General features: G+C 69.4%; 18 protein-coding genes. 8 read left to right on the top strand and 10 right to left on the bottom strand.

All coding sequences use genetic code 11. From position 1 onward, the window contains the following. The first annotated feature begins 49 nt into the window (after window positions 1-49). Window positions 50-295, top strand: coding sequence for a hypothetical protein (locus tag BKA16_RS04780; RefSeq protein ID WP_246371653.1), 246 nt, complete (start codon window positions 50-52; stop codon window positions 293-295). Between the two features lie 9 nt (window positions 296-304). Here BKA16_RS04780 and BKA16_RS04775 read toward each other — a convergent pair whose 3' ends face one another. After that, window positions 305-1885, bottom strand: a complete 1581-nt coding sequence (locus BKA16_RS04775; protein ID WP_183369592.1) for a GMC oxidoreductase — start codon at window positions 1883-1885, stop codon at window positions 305-307. A 77-nt stretch (window positions 1886-1962) separates the two neighbouring features. Here BKA16_RS04775 and BKA16_RS04770 point away from each other — a divergent pair, with 77 nt between their 5' ends. After that, the gene (locus tag BKA16_RS04770) at window positions 1963-2610 is read left to right on the top strand and encodes a TetR/AcrR family transcriptional regulator (protein ID WP_183369591.1); all 648 of its coding nucleotides are present in this window, start codon (window positions 1963-1965) and stop codon (window positions 2608-2610) included. Between the two features lie 210 nt (window positions 2611-2820). Next, the gene (locus BKA16_RS04765) at window positions 2821-3228 is read left to right on the top strand and encodes a nitroreductase family deazaflavin-dependent oxidoreductase (RefSeq protein WP_382427821.1); all 408 of its coding nucleotides are present in this window, start codon (window positions 2821-2823) and stop codon (window positions 3226-3228) included. A gap of 6 nt (window positions 3229-3234) precedes the next feature. On the opposite strand, the gene BKA16_RS04760 is transcribed toward BKA16_RS04765, so the two are convergent. The 3 genes from BKA16_RS04760 to BKA16_RS04750 are packed head-to-tail and all read right to left on the bottom strand — an operon-like array spanning window position 3235 to window position 5459. Then, window positions 3235-3927 (bottom strand): TrmH family RNA methyltransferase, encoded by a 693-nt coding sequence (locus tag BKA16_RS04760; RefSeq protein WP_183369590.1) that lies wholly within the window; start codon window positions 3925-3927, stop codon window positions 3235-3237. Continuing rightward, window positions 3920-4456: an orotate phosphoribosyltransferase gene (gene pyrE / locus BKA16_RS04755; protein WP_183369589.1), complete on the bottom strand. Its 537-nt coding sequence runs from the start codon at window positions 4454-4456 to the stop codon at window positions 3920-3922. The genes BKA16_RS04760 and pyrE overlap by 8 nt, the downstream gene beginning before the upstream one ends. Window positions 4457-4496: 40 nt before the next feature. Then, window positions 4497-5459: a type III secretion system chaperone family protein gene (locus BKA16_RS04750; RefSeq protein ID WP_183369588.1), complete on the bottom strand. Its 963-nt coding sequence runs from the start codon at window positions 5457-5459 to the stop codon at window positions 4497-4499. Between the two features lie 68 nt (window positions 5460-5527). Here BKA16_RS04750 and BKA16_RS04745 point away from each other — a divergent pair, with 68 nt between their 5' ends. Continuing rightward, window positions 5528-6733 (top strand): M20 family metallopeptidase, encoded by a 1206-nt coding sequence (locus BKA16_RS04745; RefSeq protein WP_183369587.1) that lies wholly within the window; start codon window positions 5528-5530, stop codon window positions 6731-6733. Between the two features lie 111 nt (window positions 6734-6844). Here the strand turns inward: BKA16_RS04745 and BKA16_RS04740 are convergent, their stop codons facing one another. The 3 genes from BKA16_RS04740 to BKA16_RS04730 form a co-directional block, all read right to left on the bottom strand. Next, complete coding sequence (locus BKA16_RS04740) at window positions 6845-8311, bottom strand: DEAD/DEAH box helicase (protein ID WP_183369586.1); 1467 nt, start codon at window positions 8309-8311, stop codon at window positions 6845-6847. Between the two features lie 246 nt (window positions 8312-8557). Beyond that, entirely contained in the window at window positions 8558-8998 is a 441-nt protein-coding gene (aroQ, locus tag BKA16_RS04735) for a type II 3-dehydroquinate dehydratase (protein WP_183369585.1), read from the bottom strand. Between the two features lie 9 nt (window positions 8999-9007). Then, window positions 9008-9406, bottom strand: coding sequence for an acyl-CoA thioesterase (locus BKA16_RS04730; protein ID WP_183372898.1), 399 nt, complete (start codon window positions 9404-9406; stop codon window positions 9008-9010). Between the two features lie 86 nt (window positions 9407-9492). Here BKA16_RS04730 and thpD point away from each other — a divergent pair, with 86 nt between their 5' ends. The 4 genes from thpD (at window position 9493) to BKA16_RS04710 (ending at window position 20573) form a co-directional block, all read left to right on the top strand. Then, entirely contained in the window at window positions 9493-10413 is a 921-nt protein-coding gene (gene thpD, locus BKA16_RS04725) for an ectoine hydroxylase (RefSeq protein ID WP_246371651.1), read from the top strand. Window positions 10414-10491: 78 nt separating this feature from the next. Then, complete coding sequence (locus tag BKA16_RS04720; protein WP_183369584.1) at window positions 10492-13797, top strand: arabinosyltransferase domain-containing protein; 3306 nt, start codon at window positions 10492-10494, stop codon at window positions 13795-13797. A gap of 100 nt (window positions 13798-13897) precedes the next feature. Next, window positions 13898-17263, top strand: coding sequence for an arabinosyltransferase domain-containing protein (locus BKA16_RS04715; RefSeq protein ID WP_183369583.1), 3366 nt, complete (start codon window positions 13898-13900; stop codon window positions 17261-17263). Beyond that, a complete protein-coding gene (locus BKA16_RS04710) occupies window positions 17256-20573 on the top strand; it encodes an arabinosyltransferase domain-containing protein (RefSeq protein ID WP_183369582.1) in 3318 nt (1105 codons plus the stop codon). The genes BKA16_RS04715 and BKA16_RS04710 overlap by 8 nt, the downstream gene beginning before the upstream one ends. A gap of 82 nt (window positions 20574-20655) precedes the next feature. On the opposite strand, the gene BKA16_RS04705 is transcribed toward BKA16_RS04710, so the two are convergent. The 3 genes from BKA16_RS04705 to BKA16_RS04695 are packed head-to-tail and all read right to left on the bottom strand — an operon-like array spanning window position 20656 to window position 24347. Then, entirely contained in the window at window positions 20656-21588 is a 933-nt protein-coding gene (locus tag BKA16_RS04705) for a metallophosphoesterase family protein (RefSeq protein ID WP_183369581.1), read from the bottom strand. Next, on the bottom strand, window positions 21589-23304 hold the full coding sequence (locus BKA16_RS04700) for an ABC transporter permease subunit (protein ID WP_183369580.1): 1716 nt from the start codon (window positions 23302-23304) through the stop codon (window positions 21589-21591). Beyond that, window positions 23301-24347 carry an extracellular solute-binding protein gene (locus BKA16_RS04695; RefSeq protein WP_183369579.1) on the bottom strand — a complete coding sequence of 349 codons (1047 nt, stop codon included), beginning with the start codon at window positions 24345-24347 and terminating at the stop codon, window positions 23301-23303. The genes BKA16_RS04700 and BKA16_RS04695 overlap by 4 nt, the downstream gene beginning before the upstream one ends. Window positions 24348-24382 lie beyond the last annotated feature (35 nt).

Below are 24382 nucleotides of genomic sequence, written 5' to 3'. Positions count from 1 at the left end.
CACACCGTAGACGCACCGTCGTCCCAGGTTCGCCGATCATCGTGGAGTCATGAAGAACTCGACGATCTCCCCGACAGACATCCCCCTCCTCATCCTCGGCGACGACGACGTCGCCGCCCTCGCCCGCGAACTGTCCACGCGCGGACAGAAGATGGCGGTCGTCGGCGGTGACCATCGCAGCGTCACCGAGTTCATGGTGGGCCGACGATCCGGATACACGGTGGCGCTGGTCGCCGACGTCGACGACCCCATCCAGTTGTCCTCGGCCGCGTCGAGTCCAGGCTGGGGCCGGTGACCCGCACGATCAGATGATCGACCCCACGTCGTTCGCGACGATCCGATCGAGCGCCCGCTCGGCCACGGCCGCGATCGTCATGGACGGGTTGCAGGCGGCGGCTGTGCCCGGGAGCAGAGCACCGTCGATCACGTAGAGGCCCTTCTGCCCGCGGACGCGGCCTTCCAGATCGCACACCGAGCCCATCGCGGCGCCGCCGAGCGGATGCCAGGTGGTGTTGAGGAATCGATTCGAGTCGGTGAGCACCGCTCCCTTTCCGGCGATCCTCGTCGCCGTCGGGTGGATGTGACCCCACTGGATCCGCCGGTCGCCGTCGACCGGCCAGTGCAGCTTCGCGTCCCCGCTGGACGCGTCGTAGCGGAATGCGCCGCGTGCGTCACTGACTCCGTAGCCGACCATCATGGTGCTGTGGACGTCGACCCCGAACGACGGGATCGCCGCCTGGATCACGGTGTGCGCGGTGTCTGCCCGGTCCCAGTTGAGGCTGCCGTAGACGACCGGTCCGCCCTGTACCGCTCCGAAGTCGAGAGTCGGATCGGTCCACACGTAGATCCGGTCGGCGTTGGTCCCCCACCCGCGGCCGACGCCGTCAGGCAGGTCGACGCCGTTGGCCTCTCGCGCCCGCAGCAGCAGTCGCGTCGTGTGGACGCTGCCCGCGGCCATGACGAGGGTCGGCGTGGTCATGGTCTTATGTGCGACGGTGGTCCCGCCGACGTCGGTCTGGGTCACCTGCAGCCGCCACCGACCGTCGGCAGCACGCGCGACGTCGGTCACCTCGTGCAGGGTCGCGACGGTGAGCAGCCCGGTGGCCCGCGCCTGCGCGATGTAGTTGGTGTCGACGCTGTGCTTGCCGCCGTTGTTGACGCCGAGCGCACCGGAGCCGTCGGTGTACGACGGTGTCATCTTTCCGGCGATCTCGTCGAGTGCGTACTGCCAGTCGATGGGCATCGGGATCTTCGACACGGGCAACCCGGCCTTGCGGACCCGCGCGGCGAACAGACGGGCGGCCCTGTACTGCGGTGTCTGGATCAGACGGTCGGGCGCGGTCTCGAGTCGCAGCATTCTGGACACTCGCGGGTAGTACACGCGGTGCATGCGCGCCCAGTCGAGTTGCTCGGGCAGGTGCTCGTTGAACACGTGCTCGGCCGGTTCGAGTGACATGCCCTGGTACAGCAGGCTTCCCCCGCCGAGTCCGGCGGCGGTCACCGCGGTCATGTCGTCGCCGACCACGGCGTCGACCAGACCCGCGTACGGCTCGGGCGAGAACGGTCGGCCGAAGATCTGCGGCGCGCTCTTGTGCCAGAGGATCCGCTTGTCGGGGTGGGTGGGATTCGGGAAGGTGTGTGCGTTCGGCCCCGTCTTCCACTCCCGTCCGCGTTCGAGCAGCAGCACCGGCACACCCGCCCGCGTGAGTCGCAGCGCCGTGATCGCGCCGCCGAATCCGGAGCCGACGACGATCACCCGGTGCTCGGACCTCTCCGATCGGATGCGACCCGGGGCGGCACCGGCGAGACCGCTGACAGCCAGACCGGCCGCCGAGGTGCCGGCGATCAGGGTTCCGGTGAGGAAGCTGCGACGGGACAGAGTCATGGGTGAGACCTTTCGGTGGAGAAGTCGAGGACGACGGGGAACAGACGACGATGGGGAACAGACGACGATGGGGAACAATGGTGTCGGTGAGGCGAGATCGATCGGATGAGACGCGGGTCGCGTTGCTGTCCGCGGCCGAGCGACTGTTCGCCGAGCGCGGTCTGGACGCCGTGTCGAACCGGCAGATCAGCGAGGCCGCCGGTCAGGCGAACAACTACGCGGTCGGATACCACTTCGGTTCGCGCACCGACCTCCTCACGGCCCTGTTGGAGTCCCATCAAGAACCGCTCGACGTGATCAGAGCACGCACGGTCGACGAGATCGGCGACGAGCCGGAGCTGCGCGATTGGCTGCGGTGCCTCGTCCGGCCGCAGTTGGAGTACATCGGCACCCGACCGGGCCTGTGCTATTTCGGGCAGTTCTGGCTGGCGATGGCGACTGCACCGTCGGCCGCCGAACTGCTGTATCGGGAGGCCGCGAAGTCGCAGCCCCTGGTGACGACGCTGAACGGGATGTACGGATCGCTGCCCGCGCTCCCCGAGGAGGCGATCCGGGTCCGCAACCTGATGTCCCAGAACAGCCTGATCGCGACCTACGCCGACTTCGAACGCAGACGGAACGAACTCGGCGCCTCCGACTCGTCGTCGTGGCAGGGATTCTCGGACTCCATGGTCGACGGACTGCTCGGCCTCTGGCTGGCGCCCGCGTCGTCCGACCGTGTTTGACGTCCACCTCCTCCCGCTCGACGACCACTGTGACCCGCAGCACTCACCTATGATCAGTCACCCGACTTAAGTTGGGAAGATTGAAACAGATTCTGTGATTCATCTCACTACCGGTCGGTAACTTGGCGCGGTCGAGCGAAGATGCGCGAACGATCCGCCACTTCCGCACGACGCGCGGCCCCGGGCACTACCCTGGCGGAGGTGAGCGATATGAACACGCAGATCATCGAGGAGTTCCGCGCGAACGAGGGGCGGGTCGGCGGACCGTTCGAGGGCGCACCCATGATCCTCGTCCACCACGTCGGCCGGAAGTCGGGCAAACAGACCGTCGCCCCGCTCATGTATCTCCCCGGCGATGATCCGTCGGTGCTGTACATCTTCGCATCGAAGGCCGGAGCCCCGACCAATCCGGCGTACTACTACAACCTGGTCGACGCGGGCCGCGCGACGGTGGAGGTCGGCACGGAGACCTTCGACGTCGCCGTCACCGAGGTGACCGGCGCCGATCGCGACCGGATCTACGCCGAACAGGCGAGTCGCTACCCCGGATTCGCCGATTACGAGGAGAAGACCAAGGGCGTCCGGGTGATCCCGGTCCTGAAGCTGACGAGGGTCTGAGCCTGCTCACCACGCCTGATCGAGGTCGGCGTGGTCGGAGATCCATCGGTGCATGACGATTCCGGCGGCGACGCCCGCGTTGATGCTGCGCGTGGAACCGAACTGGGCGATCGAGACGGTCATCGCCGCCGTCTCCTGCGCCTGGTCGCTGACGCCCGGTCCCTCCTGACCGAAGAGCAGGACGCAGCGACGCGGAAGCTCGACCGTCTCCAGCCGTGACGCGCCCGGAGTGTTGTCGACGGCAACCACCACCAGATCGTTCTCGTGAGCCCACACGATCAGGTCGTCGATGCTCTCATGATGCCGGAGATGCTGATAGCGATCGGTGACCATCGCCCCGCGCCGGTTCCAGCGGCGTCGCCCGACGATGTGCACCTCGGCCGCCAGGAAGGCGTTGGCGGTCCGCACGACGGTTCCGATGTTGGCGTCGTGCGCCCAGTTCTCGATGGCCACGTGGAAGTCGTGGCGGCGGGTGTCCAGATCGGCGATGATCGCCTCGCGCGAGAAGTACCGGTACTCGTCGACCACGTTGCGACGGTCGCCCTCGGCGACGAGGTTCGGATCCAGCCTCGGATCGTCGGGTGTCCGATCGGGGTGCTCGTCGGCCCACGGTCGCACGCCGACGGTCGGTCCCACACCGGTGATCCATTCGGTGGGTCCCGCGGCGGGATCCGGTTCGGGGGTGATCGACTCAGGCAAGGCCGAGGTCGGCGAGTCCCAGGAGCGACCGGTACGGCACGCCGAGGGCGCCGATGACCTCGTCGGCACCGGTGGCCCGGTCGACGACCGTCGCGACGCCGACCACTTCAGCGCCCGCCTCGCGTGCGGCTTCGACCGCCTGCGACGGCGACGCCCCGGTGGTCGAGGTGTCCTCCACGACGAGGACTCTGCGGCCGGTGATGTCGGGTCCTTCGATGCGGCGCTGCATACCGTGCGTCTTGGCCGCCTTGCGGACCACGAAGGTGTCGATCGGTCGGCCGTCGGTGTGCATGATCGAGGTGGCGACGGGGTCGGCGCCGAGAGTGAGGCCGCCGACGGAGGCGTAATCCCAGTCCGCGGTCATCTCGCGCATCAGCTTCCCGATCAGGCGGGACGCCTCGTGGTGCAGGGTGGCACGGCGCAGGTCGACGTAGTAGTCGGCCTCTTTACCGGACGACAGGGTCACCCGGCCGTGGACCACGGCGAGTTCGGTGACCAGTTCGGCCAGGCGTGTGCGATCGGCGTCCAACGTGGAACTCCTCTTTCCGGACTGTGGCGACGCGGCGGGGTCAGCGGGCGCGCGGGTCGGTGCGCGGCGGCAGATCCGGCGGCGGCGCGATCCGCGACGTGCGCGGCTGCGGTGCGGGCCGTGTGGGGTCGACCTCCACCGGACCGGGCTGCGGTGCGGGCCGACGGAACGGCTCCACGCGCGACGGCTCGTCGGACGAGGGTCCCGGACGGGCCGGCGGGCGCGGAGTCTGGTCGAGCAGCGACTCGCGGCGAGGCGGGGCGGACCGCTCGGCCGCGGCGGCTTCGGCGCGGCGACGACGCTCCTTGTCGCGCAGCGACTCGGTCTTCTCGTCGGCCAACTCCTCGCGGATCGGGCCGTGCGGGTCGCGGGGGTCGGGCGAGTCCTGCGGATCGACGGCGGGCGGCAGCACGCGCAGCAGGTCGGCGAAACGCCGCACCGTGTCGAGGGCCACGTCGAGCCGTTCGTCGTCGGTCGTGACCGGCATGGAGCCGAGGACCCAGTTGCCCTCGTTCCACAGGATCTCGAGGTACGCCGGGGTCTCGGTCGCGAGCGTCACCATGCGCCGGTCGCAGATCCGACGCGCGGCGTCGAGGTTGCTCGCGAACATCACGCGCGCCCCCATCGCACCGAGCAGATCGACATCGTCCTCCGCGGGGGCGAGGACGTCCTCGTACCGGAGGTCGACGGTGACCGACGACGCGGCCGGACGTCGGACGGCGACGACCGTCGCAGTCTCCTCCAGATCGAACACGACCGCTTCGGCGCCGTCGTAGACGCCGTAGGCCACGTCGCGCACCTCCACGTGCTCCGGCGCGTCCATGGCGGCACGCTTGAAGACGGTGCGCAGCTTGCTGTCGCTGTCGCGGAACTTGAAGGAGTGCGTCTCGCCCCACACTGCACGCTGGTGGTGGACCTTCTCGGACCGGTTACGGTCGAGCCACAGCAGTACCACCGCACCGGCCAGTGCGAGCGCCGCAATCACGAAATAGACAATGGTCATCACCGATAGCCTACTATCGCACGCCCCGTACACCATGCCGGACTCGAACGCCGTGAAGGGAACGCCGAATGACTGCACCAGGAGACGAGCGCGCAGGCCGACTCGTCGACCAGGTCGACGCCGCCGCAATCGACGCCCTGACCTGCGCGTTGATCGCCGAGCCGAGCGTCAATCCGGGAGGTGCGGAGGCGTCCGCGGTGGCTGTTCTCGCCGATGCGTGCCGAACCGCGGAATTCGACGTCGAGGTGATCGAGGCCGCCGACGGCCGCCCGAACCTGGTGGCCACGGCCTCCACCGGCGGCGACGGTCCCGGTCTGATGTTCCTCGGGCACTCGGATGTGGTGCCCGCCGGGCCGGGGTGGACGGCCGACCCGTTCGTGCCCCGCCGCGACGGCGACGAGATCATCGGTCGCGGAGCGTCGGACATGAAGGGCGGCATCGCCGCGGCGGTCGCCGCCATGTCGGTCCTGGCGCGCGCCGCCGACTCCGGGATCGAACTGTCCGGACCGGTCCAACTCGTGGTGACCGTCGACGAGGAGGAGCACGGGACCGGTGTGCGACACCTGGTCGCGAACCCCGATCGCTATCCCCGTCCGGACGCGGGCCTCGTCGGCTGCATCGTCGCCGAACCGACCCGCATGGAGGTGGTGCGCGGGTGCCGGGGCGCGTCGTACTTCGACATCGAGGTGACCGGCCGCGCCGCGCACTCGGGCCGTCCCAGCGACGGGGTGAGCGCGATCGACGCCGCCGCACGGATCATCGACGTGATCCGCGCCGATCAGGACCGGCTGGCCGCCGACCCCGATCCGCTGCTCGGATTCGGCACCTGGAACGTCGGAACCATCGAGGGCGGACAGGGCATCTCGGTGGTCGCGCCGTCGTGTTCGCTCGGCGTGGATCGTCGGTTGATGCCGGGCGAGGACGTCACCGAGATCGGCGAGCGACTCCTGGCCGACATCCACGCCGCGGGCATCGTCGTCGACGGGATATCCGTGACCGTGACGCCCACCATGTTCCTGCCCGGGTTCGCGACGTCCGCCGACCACCGGCTGGTCGAGGCGGCGTCCGCCGCCGCGAACGGCGCAGCGGTCGGCGGCTGGACGGCGGCGTGCGACGGCGGCTTCGTCAGCACCGCCCTGCACATTCCGACCGTCGTGATGGGCCCCGGCGACATCAACACGCAGGCGCACCAGCCCGACGAGTCGGTGAGGCTGTCGGAACTCGTGTTCGCCGCGCAGAGCTACGTGCGGGCCGCGGTGGAGTTGCTCGGTTAGAGGGCCGGGATCGATGCGGGCGACTGCCGCGCATACCGCGTCGCTCACTCGGCCGCCCCGACACGTCTGTCCCCGAGGTCCGCGCGGAACCTCGGGGACAGACGGTGCGGATCAGCGGGCGCTGGGCGCTCCGGCGGGACGGCGGGCGCTGCGACGACGACGCTGCCCCGCGTTCGGCGCGTGCTCGCGCTGGGTGGAGCCGCCGGTCGAGCGCTCGGTGCGCTGCGTGGAACGGGTGCCCTGCGATCCGCCGGTGCGAGCGTTCTCCTGGCGAGCGCCTCCGCGACCGCGACCGGTGCCGCGCGAGCCGCGGGCCTGGCCGGAGCGGCTTTGGCCACCACGTCCCTGACCGCCGCGACCCTGACCCGACCGTTGCTGGGCCGGAGCCGGAGCGGCGGGGGCCTGACGCAGCGGCGCGTGCTCGCCGACGAGGTCGCGCACCTCGGGCGAGGACGCGGTGACCTGCTGACCCGGCACCTTGATGTTCGCCTTCTGCAGCATCTTGCGGAGGTCGCCCCACTGCTCGGGAAGGCAGATGGTGACGACGTCGCCCGACGAGCCGGCGCGCGCCGTACGCCCCGAACGATGCAGGTAGGCCTTGTGCTCGGCCGGCGGATCGACGTGGACGACCAGTTCGACGCCGTCGACGTGCACACCGCGGGCGGCCACGTCGGTGGCGACGAGGACCTTCGCGCCGTCCGGGTCGGCGAACGACGCCAGGTTCCGGTCGCGCTGGTTCTGCGAGAGGTTCCCGTGCAGGTCGACGGCCGGGATGCCCTCGGCGGTCAGCTTCTTGGCGAGCTTCTTCGCCTGATGCTTGGTGCGCATGAACAGGATGCGGCGACCGGTGCCGGACGCGAGCTCACGGACCAGCTCGGTCTTCTCCGCGGTGCCGCCGACACGGAACACGTGGTGGGTCATCTGGGTGACCGGCGACGTCGCGTCCTCGAGAGCGTGGGTGACCGGCTTGTTCAGGAACCGCTTGACGAGCCGGTCCACACCGTTGTCGAGCGTCGCCGAGAACAGCATGCGCATGCCGCCGGCCGGGGTGGCCGAGAGGATGCGGGTCACGACGGGAAGGAATCCCAGGTCGGCCATGTGGTCGGCCTCGTCGAGCACCGTGATCTGCACGTCGTCGAGCGACACGATCCGCTGCTTCATCAGGTCCTCGAGACGTCCCGGGCAGGCGACGACGATGTCGGCGCCCGCGCCGAGCGCACGCTCTTGGCGAGCCTGCTTCACACCACCGAAGACGGTGGTGACACGCAGGCCGACGGCAGCGGCGAGCGGCTCGATCTGGGTCGCGATCTGCGTGGCGAGCTCGCGGGTCGGCGCGAGCACCAGACCGGTGGGGCGTCCGGGACGCCGTTTGACGCCTGCTTCGGCCAGACGGACGACGAGCGGCACGGAGAAGGCGACGGTCTTACCCGAGCCCGTCTTGCCGCGGCCGAGGACGTCGCGACCGGCGAGCGTGTCGGGGAGAGTCTTCTCCTGGATGGGGAACGCCGACGCCTTACCGTCGGCCGCAAGCGCGTCGACGATGGGTGCGGGCACGCCGAGATCGGCGAAGGAAGTCATGAAAAGCCTTACTGGCAAGGATCTTTCGCACAGCACAAGAGCGCCGATGCAATCAATCGGGTGGCGAACACGCGTGGGTCCGCGTGTCGGTTCGCCGTATGAATGTCACGCACCCGCGATCGGGTCGGGGTCTGCGTGGGGCGTTCTACGACGCACGGCGCCGGGCGCCGAATGACTCAAGTGTACGCGAGCGACGCCCTGCAGTACTCATCGTGAGCCAGAGTGGGACGCGGGACACAGTCTGGACTACACCAGGGTCGCGAGTCGTCGCACCGCGAAGTCGTAGCCCGCGATCCCGCAGCCTGCGATGACGCCCGCGGCCAGCGGGGAGATGTACGAGTGGTGCCGAAACTCCTCGCGGGCATGCACATTGCTGATGTGGACCTCGATGATCGGCACCTCGGGGATCACCAGGGCGTCGGCGAGGGCGACCGAGGTGTGCGTCCAGCCGCCCGGGTTGATGACGATGCCGCTGATCTCGCCGCGCGCCGAGTGGATCGCGTCGATCATCTCGCCCTCGTGATTGGTCTGGAGGGCCCGGACGCCGAGACCGACCTCTGCGGCCGTCCGCTCTACGAGTCGCACGACGTCGTCGAGGGTGTCGGCCCCGTACACCTCCGGCTGCCGGGTGCCGAGCATGTTCAGGTTGGGGCCGTTGAGCAGCAGGATCGGCAGTGAGGAGGACATGAGGGGATCCTAGTCGCTCTGTGCGCGGAGCACGGTCGCGATCTCGTCGGGGAGCGGCGTCGACGTCTCGGCGGCCGCGTCGACGTTCACGTAGACCACGTTCACCGTGCAGACCGTCTCGCCGTCGCGCGCCATGGTGAACACGAGGGTGAAACTGGAGTTCCCGACGTGCGTGCAGGCCACGTCGATCTCGATCACGTCGTCGAAGCGAGTGGGCCTGGTGAACCCGAGTTCGGCCTTGACCAGCGACGGGTCGAACCCCTTGGCGGCGAGGTCCTGGTACGGGTGCCCGAGGGCACGGAGGAACTCCGTCATCGCGACGTCGGCGATCTCCAGGTAGCGCGCATTGAACAGGAAGCCCTGAGCGTCCGTTTCGTGGTATCTGACGCGGTGGCGATGTACGTGCATACCGGCAATTGTGACGCAGGTCTGGTAGCGGTGGAGGGTGGACTGGCGCCCGTCGGTCCATTCACCTGTCATGAAGGGAGGATTCCTTGACCACTGCGACGACGACTGTCCACGACCGCTATCCGACGCGACTGACCGAAGCCGCCCCGATGATGCGCAGACCCGATCCGACGGTGTGGGGCGAGGCCGACGGCCCGTTCACGCCCGAACAGGTCGCCGCGTACGACGCGAAGGGATTCCACATCCAGGACGGGCTCCTCACGCCCGCCCAGGTCCAGTCGTGCTGGACCGAGTTCACCCGGCTCGCGGCCGACCGCGAGGTCGCCGCGTCCGGCGCCGTCGTCCGCGAGCGCGACAGCGACGCCGTCCGATCGATCTTCGCCGTCCATCGGCACAGCCCGGTGATCGACGCCCTCGCGCGGACACCGCGCATCCTCGATCGCGCCCGGCAGATCCTGGGATCGGAGGTGTACATCCATCAGTCCCGGATCAACGCGATGCCCGGCATGGTCGGCACCGGCTTCGGCTGGCACTCCGATTTCGAGACCTGGCACGCGGAGGACGGCCTGCCCGCGCCGCGCACGGTGAGTCTGTCGATCGCGCTGACCGACAACTTCCCGTTCAACGGCGGACTGATGTTGATGCCCGGCGCACACCGCGTGTTCGTGCCGTGCATCGGCGAGACACCGGACGCCAACTTCCGGGAGTCGCTGCAGGAGCAGACGATCGGTGTGCCGTCCGATGAAGCCGTGACCGAGCTCGGACTCGAGTTCGGCATCGAACAGTTCACCGGTCCGGCCGGCGACGCGCTGTTCTTCGACGCGAACTCCATGCACGCGTCGAGCAACAACATCACGCCGTTCTCCCGGGCGAACGTGTTCCTCGTGTTCAACAGCGTGGAGAACGCCCCGGCCGCACCGTTCGGCGGACGAACCCCGCGACCGTCGCATATCGCCGACCGCGACACCACGCCGTTGACCCCGTTGCGCAGCACAGAGTTCGCGTAGACGTGTTCGCCTGATTCGTGCGCGGGCCCGACCCATGCGGTCCGGGCCCGCACGCGGCGGGGGATAGGATGACCCTCTGTGCCAGCCATAACGACCCGCCGGGCCCAGCTAACTGCGATCGTCACCGGTCTGCTCGGCATCGTTCTGGCTCTGGTCACCCCCCTCCTTCCGGTGAACCAGACGGTCGCGCAGATCAGTTGGCCGCAAGACGGCACCGTGAACTCGGTCGCCGCGCCGCTCATGTCGTACGCGCCGATCGATCTGACCGCCGACGTCCCGTGCACCGCCGTCGACAGGCTCCCGGCAGGCGAGTCCGTGCTGTTGGCGACGACGTCGCCGTCCGCCGAGAAGGCACAGCAGCGCGGTCTGTTCATCCGCGTCACCGGTGAGTCGACCGGACCCGACTCCGCGCGCAGCGTCGAAGTCGTCAACCGCAACATGCCGTTGGTGTCGGCGCCGTTGACCGACGTCCGCTCCGGCGAATGCTCCGAGATCACCGTCCACGCCACCGCCGACTCGGTGACCGCCGAGTTCACCGGTCTGACCGGCGACGACGGGAAGCCGCGGAAGGGCACCGCCACCGGCGACCAGCGACCGCAGATGACCGGCCTGTTCACCCAGCTCGACGGCGACGCCGCCGCCTTCCCCGGGCTGAGCGCGCACGTCGTCGTCGACTCCCGGTACAGCACCGCGCCGACGCTTCTGAAATGGGCGGCGATCATCGTGGGCGTCGTCGCCGCGCTGATCTCGCTGATCGCGCTCGCGCGCCTGGACGCGACGGACGGGCGACGCCACCGCCGCTTCTTCCCGGCCCGCTGGTGGCGCTTGACGCCGCGCGACTACGTCGTGGTCGGACTGCTTCTGGTGTGGCACTTCATCGGACCCAACACCTCCGACGACGGATATCTTCTCACCATGTCGCGAGTGGCGTCCGACAGTGACTACACCGCGAACTACTTCCGCTGGTTCGGCGCCCCGGAGGCGCCGTTCGGCTGGTACTACCAGGTGTTCGGCTGGCTCAGCCACGTGTCGGTGGCCAGCGCGTGGATGCGTCTGCCCGCGCTGGTGTGCGGAATCATCGTCTGGCTGATCGTCAGCCACGAGATCCTGCCGCGCATCGGCCGCGCCGCGCTGGCCCGCCCCGCCGTCGGATGGACGGCTGCGGCGGTGTTCCTCGTCGCCTGGTTCCCGTTCAACAACGGTCTCCGCCCGGAACCGATCATCGCGCTCGGCGCCCTGATCACATGGTGTTCGGTGGAGCGCGCCATCGCGACCGGGCGACTGCTGCCGGCCGCCGTCGCCTGTACCGCCGGTGCGTTCAGCATCGCCGCGGGCCCGACCGGCGTGCTCGCGATCGCCGCTCTCGTCGCCGGCGCCCGCCCGATGTTCCTGGCGATGGTGCGTCGTGCTCGCGAGATCCGCAAGCAGACCGGATCCGGTGCGCTCGGCGCCTATCTGAGTCTCCTGGCCCCGATCGGTTCGGCCGGGGTGCTGGTGGTGTTCGCCGTGTTCTCCGGGCTGACGCTGCGCGCGTTCACCGAGGGGTCGGCCATGAAGACCGCGCTCGGTCCGTCGTTGAGCTGGTACAACGAGATCGACCGCTACTCGTCGCTGTTCGCGTTCTCGGCCGACGGCTCCATCGCGCGACGCTTCGCCGTGGTGATCATGTTCCTGTCGCTGGCGGTGGCCGGCGCCATGCTGATCCGTAAATCGCGCATCCCCGGGACGGCGATCGGGCCGTCGCGCCGCATCGTCGGCATCACCTTCGGCTCACTGCTGTTCCTGATGTTCACGCCCACCAAATGGACCCACCATTTCGGCGTGTTCGCCGGACTCGCCGCGGCGCTGGCCGCGCTGGCCGCGATCGCGGCGAGTTCCGGTTCGACGCATTCGCGCCGCAACCGCACGATCTTCGCCGCGCTCGTCGTGTTCGCGACCGGTCTGGCGTTCACCGCGCCGAACTCGTTCTACTACTACTCGGCCTGGGGGATGCCGTGGGGCACCTCGCAGGTCACGATCGGCGGTGTCGAGCTCGGCCAGATCCTGTTGTACGCCTCGCTCCTGCTGCTTCTGCTGGCCCTGTGGTTCCACTTCCGGGAACCGTTCACCGGCGTCGATCCGTCGCACGAGGAACGGTCCGTGCCGCGTCGTCGCGTGATGCGCGCGCTCACCGCGTCGCCGTTGGCGCTGGCGGCCTCGATCGTCGCGGCCTTCCTCGTGGTGACCGCCGCGGTGACCGGCGTCCACCAGAGCGGCTCGTTCTCGGTGCCCCGCTCGAACCTCGAGGCGTTCGCGGGTAAGCAGTGCGGGATGGCCGACAAGGTGTGGGTCGAAGAGGACCCGAACGAGTTCATGCTCCGCCCCGTCGACTCGTCGCTCACCGATCCCCTCTCCGGTCCGACGACGGCCCCGGCGGACGCCGAACGCACGGCGACCCACGGTTTCTCCGCGAACGGAGTGTCCCTCGATCTCGACACTCTGGCTCCCGCCGGGTCGCTCGGCGTCCTCGCGTGGGGGGCGGGCGTCGACCCCGACCTGCTGATCGCCAACAGCGGCGGCACCGGCGGGGGCGTGTCGTCGACGGTCGGTGTCAACGGTTCGCACGTCGTCCTGCCGTTCGGCCTCGACCCCGCACGCACCCCGGTGATGGGCAGCTATTCCGAGACCGATCAGAGCCCGGCCGACCTGACCTCCGGCTGGTACCGGCTGCCCACCGACTTCCAGGATCGCGAGCTGATCACGTTCTCGGCCGCGGGCATGTTCGGCATGTCCGAGCTGCGCCTGGAGTACACGACCGATCCGGTGGCCGATACCACGCGCGACGGTGCGTTGACCGCCGACGGCAGCCGCCAGATGATCGATCCGGGACCGCGCCCGAGTTGGCGCAACGTCCGCCTGGACACGAAGTCCCTGCCCGCCGAGGCCACCGCGGTGCGGATCGTCGCCGACGACGACAACCTGTCGGAGGACCACTTCATCGTGGTGACTCCGCCGCGCCTGCCGGAGCTGACGACCCTGGAGGAGACCGTCGGCGACACCGATCCCGTGCACGTCGACTGGACGTCCGGGCTGGCGTTCCCCTGTCAGCGGCCGTACAACTTCCACGCCGGTGTGGTCGAGACGCCGAAGTGGCGGGTCAAGCCGGGCGCCGACCTGTCGGCCGCGGTCAGCGCGTGGCAGGGCGCACTCGGCGGCGGCCCGCTCGGCTGGCTGCAGGTGTCCCAGCGCGCCGACACCGTCGCCACCTATCTGAAGGGCGACATCGGCCGTGACTGGGGAGCCCTCGAGCGCTACACCCCGTACGACCCGGCGCAGCCCGCGCAGATCGACTATTCGACGGTGACTCGCAGCGGTCTGTGGAGTCCGGCGCCGATCGGAAGGTAAGGGGTCGGGATCGGCGACGTCGTCCACCGCGGACTGCCGCCGCGTACCCGGTACCCGCGGTTTCGGCAGTTCGGGCCCGGGTCCGCTAACGTCAGGTGTCGTGCCAGAGCCGACATCTCAGATCGCCGACCCGCAGGCGCAGCCCGCATCGAGCCCGCTCACGGCGAGGACCGCCCGGCTGCTCGCCGTCGTCGCCGGACTGGTCGCGGTGATCGCGGCGGTGCTCGTACCGCTGCTCCCCGTATCGCAGACGTCCGCGTCGATCACCTGGCCGCAGGGACAGCGTCTCGGCGCCGACGATCCATCCGTCGTCGCACCGCTCGTCGCGCAGACCGCGCAGTCGGTCGACGTGACGATCCCGTGCACCGCGTTGGCCGCGCTGCCGCCCGAAGGCGGAACCGTCCTGACGACGATGTCGACCAAGGCCAAGGGCGCCTCGCAGCGCGCACTCACGATCACCGCGTCGCGTACCGCGGTGACGGTCTCGATGCGCGCGAACGTCGCGGCCACGGCCGGGCGCGGCGACATCGGGTCGGGGAAGTGCCGTGAGCTGCACGTGTTCTCGTCCGCGACGGCGACCGGCGCGCAGTTCGTCGGGCTCGGCCCGGCGACCGCGCTGGAGCCGAGCAAGCGTCCGCAGATCGACGGCTTCTACTCGTCGCTGACCACTGATCAGATCGCCGCCATGGCCGATGCGGGCATGCACGCGCGGATCGACGTCGACAACCGGTACGAGAGTGCGCCGTCGATCGTCAAGATCATCGTGATGGTGATCGCGGTGCTCGCGACCGTCGCGGCCCTCTTCGCGCTGTGGTGCCTCGACCGGCTCGCCGGGCGAACCGGTCGCCTGCTCGACCGCTCGCGGTCGGTCCTCGCGCACCTTCGACCGAAAGTGTCCGACGCGGTGGTCACCGTGGTGCTGATCCTCTGGACGTTCCTGGGCGCGGCGGCACCCGACGACGGCTACATACTCACCATGGGCCGCGCGGCCGACGCCTCCGGCTACATGTCGAACTACTACCGCTTCTACGGCATCGCCGAGGCTCCGTTCGACTGGTACTACAGCTTCCTGGGCCTCTGGTCGCATGTGTCGACGTCCATCGTGTGGATGCACCTGCCGATCCTGGTGGCCGGCCTCGCTTCGTGGTTCGTCCTCTCGCGCGTGGTGCTCCCCCATCTCCTGTCCGGCACGGCCGTCGCCGGCCCGACCGGCCGGCTCGGTTCGACGACCTGGGCCGTGGGCACCGCGGCCGCGGTGTTCCTGGCGTTCTGGCTCCCCTACTGCTCTGGGCTGCGCACCGAGGGGATCATCGTTCTCGGCTCGCTGCTCGCCTGGTGGGCGACGGAGTCGGCGATAACCCGCGGTCGGCTTCTGCCCGCCGCCTTCGCCGCGACTCTGGCCGCCGGGATGCTCGCCTCGGCTCCGCAGGGAGTGATCGGCGTCGCGATCCTGCTGATCGCCGCTCGCCCGCTGCTGCACGTGCTGCTGGCGCGACGCCGCGAGGGACTGGTCGCACTCATCGCGCCGATCGTCGCCGCGGGGACGGTCGTCTCGGTGATCGTGTTCCGCGACCAGACCCTCGCGACGGTGTTCGAAGCGGTCAAGATCCGGTACCAGACCGGTCCGATCATTCCGTGGCACCAGGAGTTCCTGCGCTACTTCTTCCTCACCGTCACCACGGCGGACGGCTCCCTGGCCCGCCGCATCCCGGTGCTGCTCCTGTTCGTCGCCGCCATCGTGACCGCCGCCGTCCTGCTGCGTCGTCGCAGTGTGTCGGGGGTGGCGTCGAGTCCCACGTGGCGTCTGATCGGGGCCTTCGGCGTCACGCTGCTCCTCTTCTTCCTCTCCCCCGTCAAGTGGACGATCCACTTCGGTGTGTTCGCAGGGTTCGCCGCGGCGCTGGCCGCGATCGCCTGCCTCGCCATCGCCCAGGCCGGTGCTCGATCATCACGGAATCTCGCGGTGCTCACCGTCGGACTGCTGTTCGCGCTCGCGGCGGCCTCCGCCGGTAAGAACGCCTGGCCGTACGCGTACCGGTACGGCGTCACCTGGTTCGACATGGCGCCCGCCGTCCGCGGCGTCCAGGTCTCCACGGTGCTGCTCGCCCTCGCGGTGGTCGCCGTCGCCGCGGCCCTGTGGCTGCACCTGCGCAGCGACTACGTCCGCAACCGCGGTCTGGCCCACCACGACGCCGGCGCACCGGACAGCCCGGCCGACCGCCGTCGCCTCATGCTCGCGCACACCCCGCTCGCCCTGATCGCCGGTCTGATGGTGGTCGCGATCCTCGGGGTGTTCGGCAAGGCCGTCGTGCAGCGCAGTCCGGCGATGACGGTGTTCTCCAACAACATCGACTCGCTGGGCGGGCACACCTGCGGCATGGCCGATCAGGTCCTGGCCGAACCCGATCCGAACAAGGGGATGCTGGCACCCGCGAACGGACAGTCGGCGACGGCCGCCCTGACCGGCGACACGCCGGTCGGCTTCACCCCGAACGGACTGCCCGACGATCTGACGCCCAAGCCGTCCAGCGCGCGGGCGGGCCAGATGCACGTCGCCGGTTCGGTCTCCAAACCGTTCACCATCCTCGGCGGGCTCGGCGCCGGAACCACCGGCGGCCGCGGTCCGACGACGGTCAACGGCTCGCGGCACGCGCTGCCGTTCGGCCTGGATCCGGCGACCACCCCGGTCCTGGGCAGCTACGGCTACCAGGCCAACGCGTTCCTCACCACCGACTGGTACACGCTGCCCGCACGCGACGCGTCGCCGATCATCGTGGTGTCGACGGCTGGCGCCGTGTCGACCCTCGACCGCGACGGCCATCCGAACTTCGGTCAGCGCCTCGTCGCCCAGTTCGGCACCGCCGGACCCGACGGTCGGTTCGAGCCGGTCGGCCCCAAGATCGTTCCGATCGATCCGGGACCGATCACCCCGAACCTGCCGTGGCGCAACCTGCGCATTCCGATGGACACCGCACCCGCCCGCGCGACGGTGATGCGCCTGGAACTGGCCGACACCAACCTCGGGCCCGCGCAGTTCATGGCGATCACCCCGCCACGAGCACCGCAGCTGACCACCCTGCAGGACCTCGTCGGCTCCACCGACCCGACGCTCGTCGACTTCATGGCGGCCGCGCAGTTCCCCTGCCAGCGGCCGATGGCCTATGTCCACGGGGTCGCGCAGGTCCCGCAGTGGCGGATCCTTCCCGATTTCGTGACCGCCAACTCGCAGTCGCGCACGTGGATGGCGGCCGACGGCGGCGGTCCGTTGTCGATCGTCGAGTCGACGACGTCGCAGGTCACCGTCCCGACCTATCTCCGTGACGACTGGTTCGAGGACTGGGGATCACTCGAGAGGCTGAGCCCGCTGACGCCGAACGCCGCCGTCGCCCACGTCGACACCGCTCCCGTGACCCGCTGGGGCTGGAGCCGAACCGGATCGATCCGCCTGGAGCCGAACAATGACTGACCTCAACGACGCTCCCGCAACGGACGTGCGCGGCGGCGACTACCGCGTGGCGAAGATCGTCGCCGCCGTCGCCGGTCTGCTCGGCTTCCTCATGGCGGTCGTGACTCCGATCCTTCCCGTCGACCAGAAGACGGCCGATCTGTCGTGGCCGCAGAACGACGCGATCACGAATGTGACGGCGCCGATGGTGTCGTTCGTGCCGATCCACATGTCCGCATCGGTGCCGTGCTCGCTGGCCGAGCGGCTGCCCGCCGCGGGCGGCGACCTCATGTCGACCATTCCGGCCGACGGCAGTCAGGCCACCGCACGCGGGTTGTTCGTCCGCGCGAGCGACCAGGACATCTCACTGGTGGTCCGTGACGTCGTGCTGACCTCGGTCGACCGCGCCACCGCCGAGCGAACACCCGGCTGCGCGTTCACCTTCTCCGGCGACGGCGACGGCGTGCGAGCGCAGATCACCGGTGTCCCGGCGAGCGACACCACGTCGTACCGGACCCCCAACCCGGACATGCGCCCGCAGATCGTCGGCGTGTTCTCCGACCTGCCGGCGGATGCTCCGCGCGACGGTCTGGCGCTGGACGCCAAGATCGACACCCGATTCATCAACTCGCCGACGCCGGTGAAGCTGACGGTGATCGTCGTCGGCATCCTGATGACGCTGGCGTCGCTGATCGCCCTCGGCGTCCTCGATGCGCGTGACGGTCGAGGCCATCGCCGATTCCTGCCCGCGGGCTGGTTCACCGTCCGCGGTCCCGACGTATTCGTGTTCATCGCGCTCGCCGCCTGGTGGCTGATCGGCGGCAACACCTCCGACGACGGGTACAACATCACCGTCGCCCGGATCACCGGTGACGCCGGATACGCCGACAACTACTTCCGCTACTTCGGTGTGCCGCAGGATCCGTTCGGCTGGCACTTCCAGGTGCTGGCGTGGATGACGCACGTCTCCGTCGCCACCCCGTGGCTGCGCCTGCCCGCGCTGCTGCTCGGACTGCTCGGCTGGTGGCTGATCAGCCGCGAGGCGATCCCTCGCCTGGGACGCGCCGTGCGGAACTCGACGGCCGCCGTCTGGGCCGGCGCGACGGTGTTCCTGGCGATCTGGATGCCGTACAACAACGGCATCCGTCCCGAGCCCGCCGAGGCCGTCGGCGCCCTGCTGACCTGGGTGTGCGTCGAACGCGCCATCGCGACGAGACGGCTGCTGCCCTACGCGGTGGCCGCCGTCGCCGCGGCGTTCACCCTCGCACTGGCACCCGGCGGTCTGATGGCCGCGGCCGCCCTCATCGCCGGTCTGCGACCGCTGGTGAAGGGCATCGTGTCGCGGCGTCGGCGCGACGGTGTGGTGGCTCTCGTCGCACCGCTGCTGGCGGCGGGCACCGCGGTGCTGTTCATGATCTTCTACTCGCAGGCGCTCGGCCCGCTGCTCGAAGGCAACAAGGTCGCCACCGAGGTCGGTCCGACCGAGGAGTGGTGGCGCGAACCGACCCGCTACTACTGGCTGGTGTTGAACACCGGTGACGGCACGTTCCCCCGCCGCTTCGGCATCCTGATGATGATCCTGGCGCTGGTGGTCGCGATCTTCCGGCTCGTGTCGTCGCGGCATCCGGCCGGGATCTCGCGTGGCCCCTTCTGGCGTCTGATCGGCGTCATGATCGGCACGATGTTCTTCACGTCGTTCACCCCGACCAAGTGGACGCACCACTTCGGCATCTACGCCGCGATCGGCGCCGTCCTGGTCGCGGGCACCGCGGCGATGATGGCGCCGAAGATCCTCCGTTCCCGCCGCAACCGCACGTTCTTCGCCGCGGCCGTGCTGCTGGTGACCGCCGTCGCGACCGCGGGCACCAACATGTGGTGGTACGTCGGCTCGTACGGTGTGCCCTGGTGGGACCGTCCGATCGAGATCGCGGGCGTCAAGCTCAGCTGGGTGGCACTGATCGCCACTCTCGTGGTGGCCGCCGTCGGCCTGTGGTTCCACTTCCGCGACGACTTCACCGACGACGACGTCCGCACCGGCGACCGGCGGACCGGGCTGCTGCGGTTCACGTTCTCGCCGATCCCGGTGATCGCCGGTGTGGTGGTCGTGTTCATGCTGTTCTCGTTCGTGAAGGCCGCCTGGGTGCAGCGCGACAGCTGGTCGTGGGCGTCGTCGAACGCCCGAGCGTTGACGGGCGACGAGTGCGGACTCGCCAACGACGTGCTCGTCGAGGCCGACCCGAACGCCGCAGTCCTGAAACCCGCCGCCGTCGACGGACGTCCGGCGCCGTCGACCCGCGCGGCTCTCGGCGCGCAGAACACCGGATTCACCGCCGACGGCGTGCCGTCCACCGTGCTGATCGATCCGCTCGACCAACGCCGCAGCGCCGCCGACGAGGACGAGGGCACCACACCGCCCACCGCGGGCGGACAGACCGTCGAGGACGATTCCGGCTCCGACGAGATCACCGAGATCGACGACGCCGGCGAGCCCGCGCCGACGGCCGCACAGGCCGAACTCCCGTACGGTCTCGATCCGGCTACCGTCCCGATGCTCGGATCGTATGGATCGAAGCAGGTCTCCGAACTGACCACCGGCTGGTACGACATGGGGGTGGCCGCCGGGCAGGCGGGCGACGACCGTCCGCTGCTGTCCGTGGCCGCCGCCGGGTCGATCGCCGCGGTGAACGACCTGGGTGCGGTGACCTCGGGGCGCCGCGTCGTCGCCGAGTACGGGCGGATGGGACCGGACGGACGCGTGATCCCGGTCGGCGCACCGCAGGTGCCGCAGGACGCGTTCTCCACGTCGGCGAACTGGCGGACGCTGCGCTTTCCGCTCGCCGACGCTCCGCCGCGCGCCTCCGTGGTGCGCCTGCACATCGTCGACGATGCGATGGCGATTCAGGAATGGGTCGCGATCACCCCGCCGAGACTGCCGAAGCTCGCGAGCCTGAACGACGTCGTCGGCCGCACGGACCCGGTGTTCATCGACTGGATGCCCGGCCTGGTGTTCCCGTGCCAGCGGCCGATGGGCGTGCGCTACGGACTGTTGGAGCTGCCGCAGTGGCGGATCATGCCCGACGCCGAGGCTACCCGCCAGAACACCCAGACCTGGCAGGACGGCGTGAACGGCGGCCCGCTCGGCATCACCGAGGCGCTGTTGCGGTACACCCTGGTCCCGACCTACCTCCGGAACGACTGGAGCCGAGACTGGGGCGGACTGGAACGATTCGCCCCGATCGTGCCCGACGCGAAGCCCGCCGAGATCCAGACGGGCTCCCAGACGGTGAGCGGTCTGGACAATCCGGCGCCGATGCGAGCCAAGGGCTACTGACGTCGCCCCCCGGGTGGCGCGCGACGGATACGACGCGGCGGCTCGAAGTCGTGACGAGACGTAGACGCCTAGCCGGGGGCCGTCACGGCTCCTCCGTCCCCGTTCTCCCCGAGGCGACGGCGAAGCCGTCGTACTGCGCCGCGAGTTCGCGGGCCGGTTCGACCAGCGACGACGGGCCGTCGAGAGTCCAGACCACGATCGGGTCGTGCGCGGGGCGCCGGTACTCCGCGAAGACCGCCGCGGCATCGTCGGCGGTCTGAGCGAGCAGTCGTTCACGGACCACCGGCGACGTGTCGACCGGGGTGAGCCGCGGCGTTCGATCCGCTCCCAACTCGACGCGCAGGTGCCCGCGCGGTCCGAGTTCCGGGCGGCGGGAGGGATGCACGCTGCCCGCATAGGCCACGCGCGCCGAGTCGGCGATCCGGTGGTGCACGTGTCCCAGCGCCCAGTAGTCGTAGCCGGTCCGCTCAAGGTTCTCGACGGTGGTCGGGGCCAGCGCGCGCTTGCTCCACCCGCCGGTCAGACTCGTGTGGAGCAGTCCGACGTTCCAGAACCCCGTCTCCCGCGCGGGATAGGTCTCGGTCAGATCGTGTGGCTCGGCGGGATCGGCGATCGACCGACCGTGCACGGCGACGCCGGCATCGGGCCAGCGCACGGTGCCCGCGCCGTCGCCGGGCGCCAGCCACGTTCCGGGCGGCAGTCGCAGGTGCCGGGTCAGCGCCGACTCGACGTCGTGGTTGCCGAGAATCATCGCCACCGGCAGACCGGCATCGTCGAAGGCGGCGAGGGCGGCGTTCGCGGCGTCGAGCGCACGCGAGTCGGGGACGCCGCGGTCGAACAGGTCGCCGGCCACCAGCACACCGTCGTAACCGCCGCGCAGCACGCTCGCGACCAGGGCGTCGAACGCCGCATAGGCGAGTTCGACGGGATCGATGTCCGGGGATCCCGGATAGTCGGGCATACCGCGCAGGCGAGCGCCGATGTGCACGTCGGCGACATGCGCGAGGACCACCATCTACGCGCTCCTCGCCGCTTGCATGCGTCGTCGCCACCACTCCAGGACGACGAGCACCACCGTGGAGGTGAGGACACCGACCACCGTCATCGCCATCGCCTCCGGCCGGTTCCCCTGATCGAACTCAGAAAGAATCCACGGCGACACCAGCTCCAGCGACGCCGGACGCAGCAACGACGACGCCACCACCTCACGCAACCCGAACAGGAAACCGAGAAGCCAACCGGCGACGATCCCCGGCGCCATCAAAGGCACCACGATGTGCCGCATCGTCTGCCACGACGACGCCCCGGCCGCGGCACTCGCCTCCACCAGACCGTCACCGAACGACGTACGCGACGACTTGATCGACTGCAGAACCAACGGCAGCATGATCACCGTGTAGGCCAGAACAATCATCCACACAGAGTTGTACGGGGTCACCGGAAGCCAGGGCGCATTCCACAGGAAGATGAAGCCGATGACCAGCACGATCGTCGGCACCGTATCCGGCGCCACACCCAACAGATCCACGACACGACGCAACCCGGGCATCGCCGGTCTACGCCTGCCGGTCGACATCACCGCGACGTAGACCAATGTGAACACCGTCGCGACAGTCGCCGCGACGGCGGACAGGACCGCGCTGTTCTCCAACGCTTCCAGACCGTGTCCCGTGTGCAGGACACGACCGAAGTAGTCGAAGGTCAGGTTGTCCAGACTCAGCGGTCCCGATCGCAGAACGGTCATCGCTCCGAGCACCACCGAGGTGAACGGCACGAGCACCGACAGCACCAGCACCGCGCTGATCCACGGATAGCCGACCAGCCGCCAACGGCCGCCGCGAACCAACACCCGACGCCCGGTCCGCGCACCGAGCGGCACCTCCCTGCGCGCGACCCACTGCTGCAGACCCCACACCGTGACACCCATACCGAGCAACACCGACGCGAACGCCGACGCGCGCGGGAAATCGAGCGGATCGATCGTGACGTTGCGGTAGATCTCCGACACCAGCACCGGAAAACCGATGCGATTACCCAACGTGATCGGTGTACCGAACTCAGCACACGCCCGCAGAAACACCACCAACGCACCCAACGCGAACGTCGGCGTCATCAACGGCGACGTGACCCACCGCAGACGCTGACCCCACGACGCCCCCGACACCTCAGCGGCCTCGTCACTCGACGCCGGCATCGCATCGAACCGGTTGCGCAACAACAGATACAAGAACGTGAACAACTCACACGCCATGATCGCCGCCATCCCGACCGGAGTGTTCAGGACCGCACGGACCCCGTCACCGACCCACGTCCCGAGCCAGCGATCGGCGAGACCGTCGACCCGGGTGAAGTCCATCCAAGCCAACGCCGCGACATACGGCGGAGTCATGAACGGCACCATCACCGCGACATCGACCCACCGCTTATCACGCATCGGCGTCCACGACATGAGGTAGGCCAGCGGCGCGGCCATGACCGTGGCGATCACCACCACGAGCACACCCAGGAGGACGGTGTTGCCGATGACACGGAGGTTGTCCGCGTCGGCGAGGGCGCCGAGCGCCGACGGGCTGCCGTCATAGCCGATCACCGCGCGAACCAGCACCGCCGCGAGCGGAGCCGCGACGGCGATCACGAGGATCACCGCGAGAGCGAGCACACCCCGGCCGCCGACACGACGGCGCCGAGGCTGCGGTGTCGGGGCCGGAGCGGGCCGTTGGAGGGTGGTCACTTCTTCAGGTACCGCGCGGTGAACTCGTCAAGAATGTCCGAACCGGTCTTCTGCACTTCGTCCCAGGTGAAGTCGAGTTGCTTGATGTCGTCGAACGGCTGGGCGCCCTTGGCGACCGGCACCGTGCTGCGCGCCGGGATCATCTTGTTCGCGGCCGAGATCTGCTGGCCCTTCTCGGAGAGCATGAAGTCGACGAGCGCCTTGGCCGCCTCCGAGTTCTTCGTCGACTTGAGGATCATGACCGGGCGGGGCGTGATCGTCGTGCCCGATGACGGCAGCACCACCTGGAGCGGTTCGCCCTTGTCGATCGCCGTGTACGCGGAGTAGTCCACACCGCCGAGGACCACCGCGTGCGAACCCGCGGTCACATCATCGAGGGCGGGACCGTTGGCACCCTGCACGGCGAGCCCGTTGGCGAAGAGCTTGTCGAACAGCTCCCACGTCTTGTCCTTGCCGTTCGCGGCGACCATCGCCGCGATCAGATCGCGAGCCGTGCCCGACTCCCGCGGATCGGGCATGAGGACCTTGCCCTTGAACTCGGGCGCGGCCAGATCGGACCAGTCCTTCGGCGTCGACGGCGCGACCTTCGTGTTCACGACCAGCGCCAGCGCCGAGCCGTCACGACCGACGAACTGGTCGTCCGGTCCGGTCCAGCCCTCGCGGAGGGTGCCCGGATCCGACAGCTCCAGCGGCATCGTGCGGCCCGCGGCGGCGTACTTGGCGGCCGGCGCGTACGAGGCGAGGTAGACGACGTCGGCACGCGGGTTGGCCCACTCGGCATCGAGTTTGGCGGTCAGCTTGCCGGTCTCGCCGCCGAAGACGTTCACCTTGACCCCGGTGGCCTCGGTGAACGCCGAGGTCAGCTCGTCGTTGAGCTTCTGCGGGTTGGCCGAGTACATGGTCAGCTCGCCGGAGAGTCCTTCGGGGGCCGTCCAATCGGCGGAGACGTCGGACGCGGTGTCGCTGTCGGCGGCACTGCCGCACGCCGACAGCGCGAGGGCTGCGGCGCCGATCGCCGAGACGAGCGCGTAGCGGAGTTTCATGAGTGGTGTCCTTCTCTATCGAGAGCAGCGCGAAT

Origin of the sequence: Gordonia humi, from assembly GCF_014197435.1 — a bacterium.
Taxonomy (GTDB): domain Bacteria; phylum Actinomycetota; class Actinomycetes; order Mycobacteriales; family Mycobacteriaceae; genus Gordonia; species Gordonia humi.
This window is presented reverse-complemented; position numbering and strand designations above follow the sequence as displayed.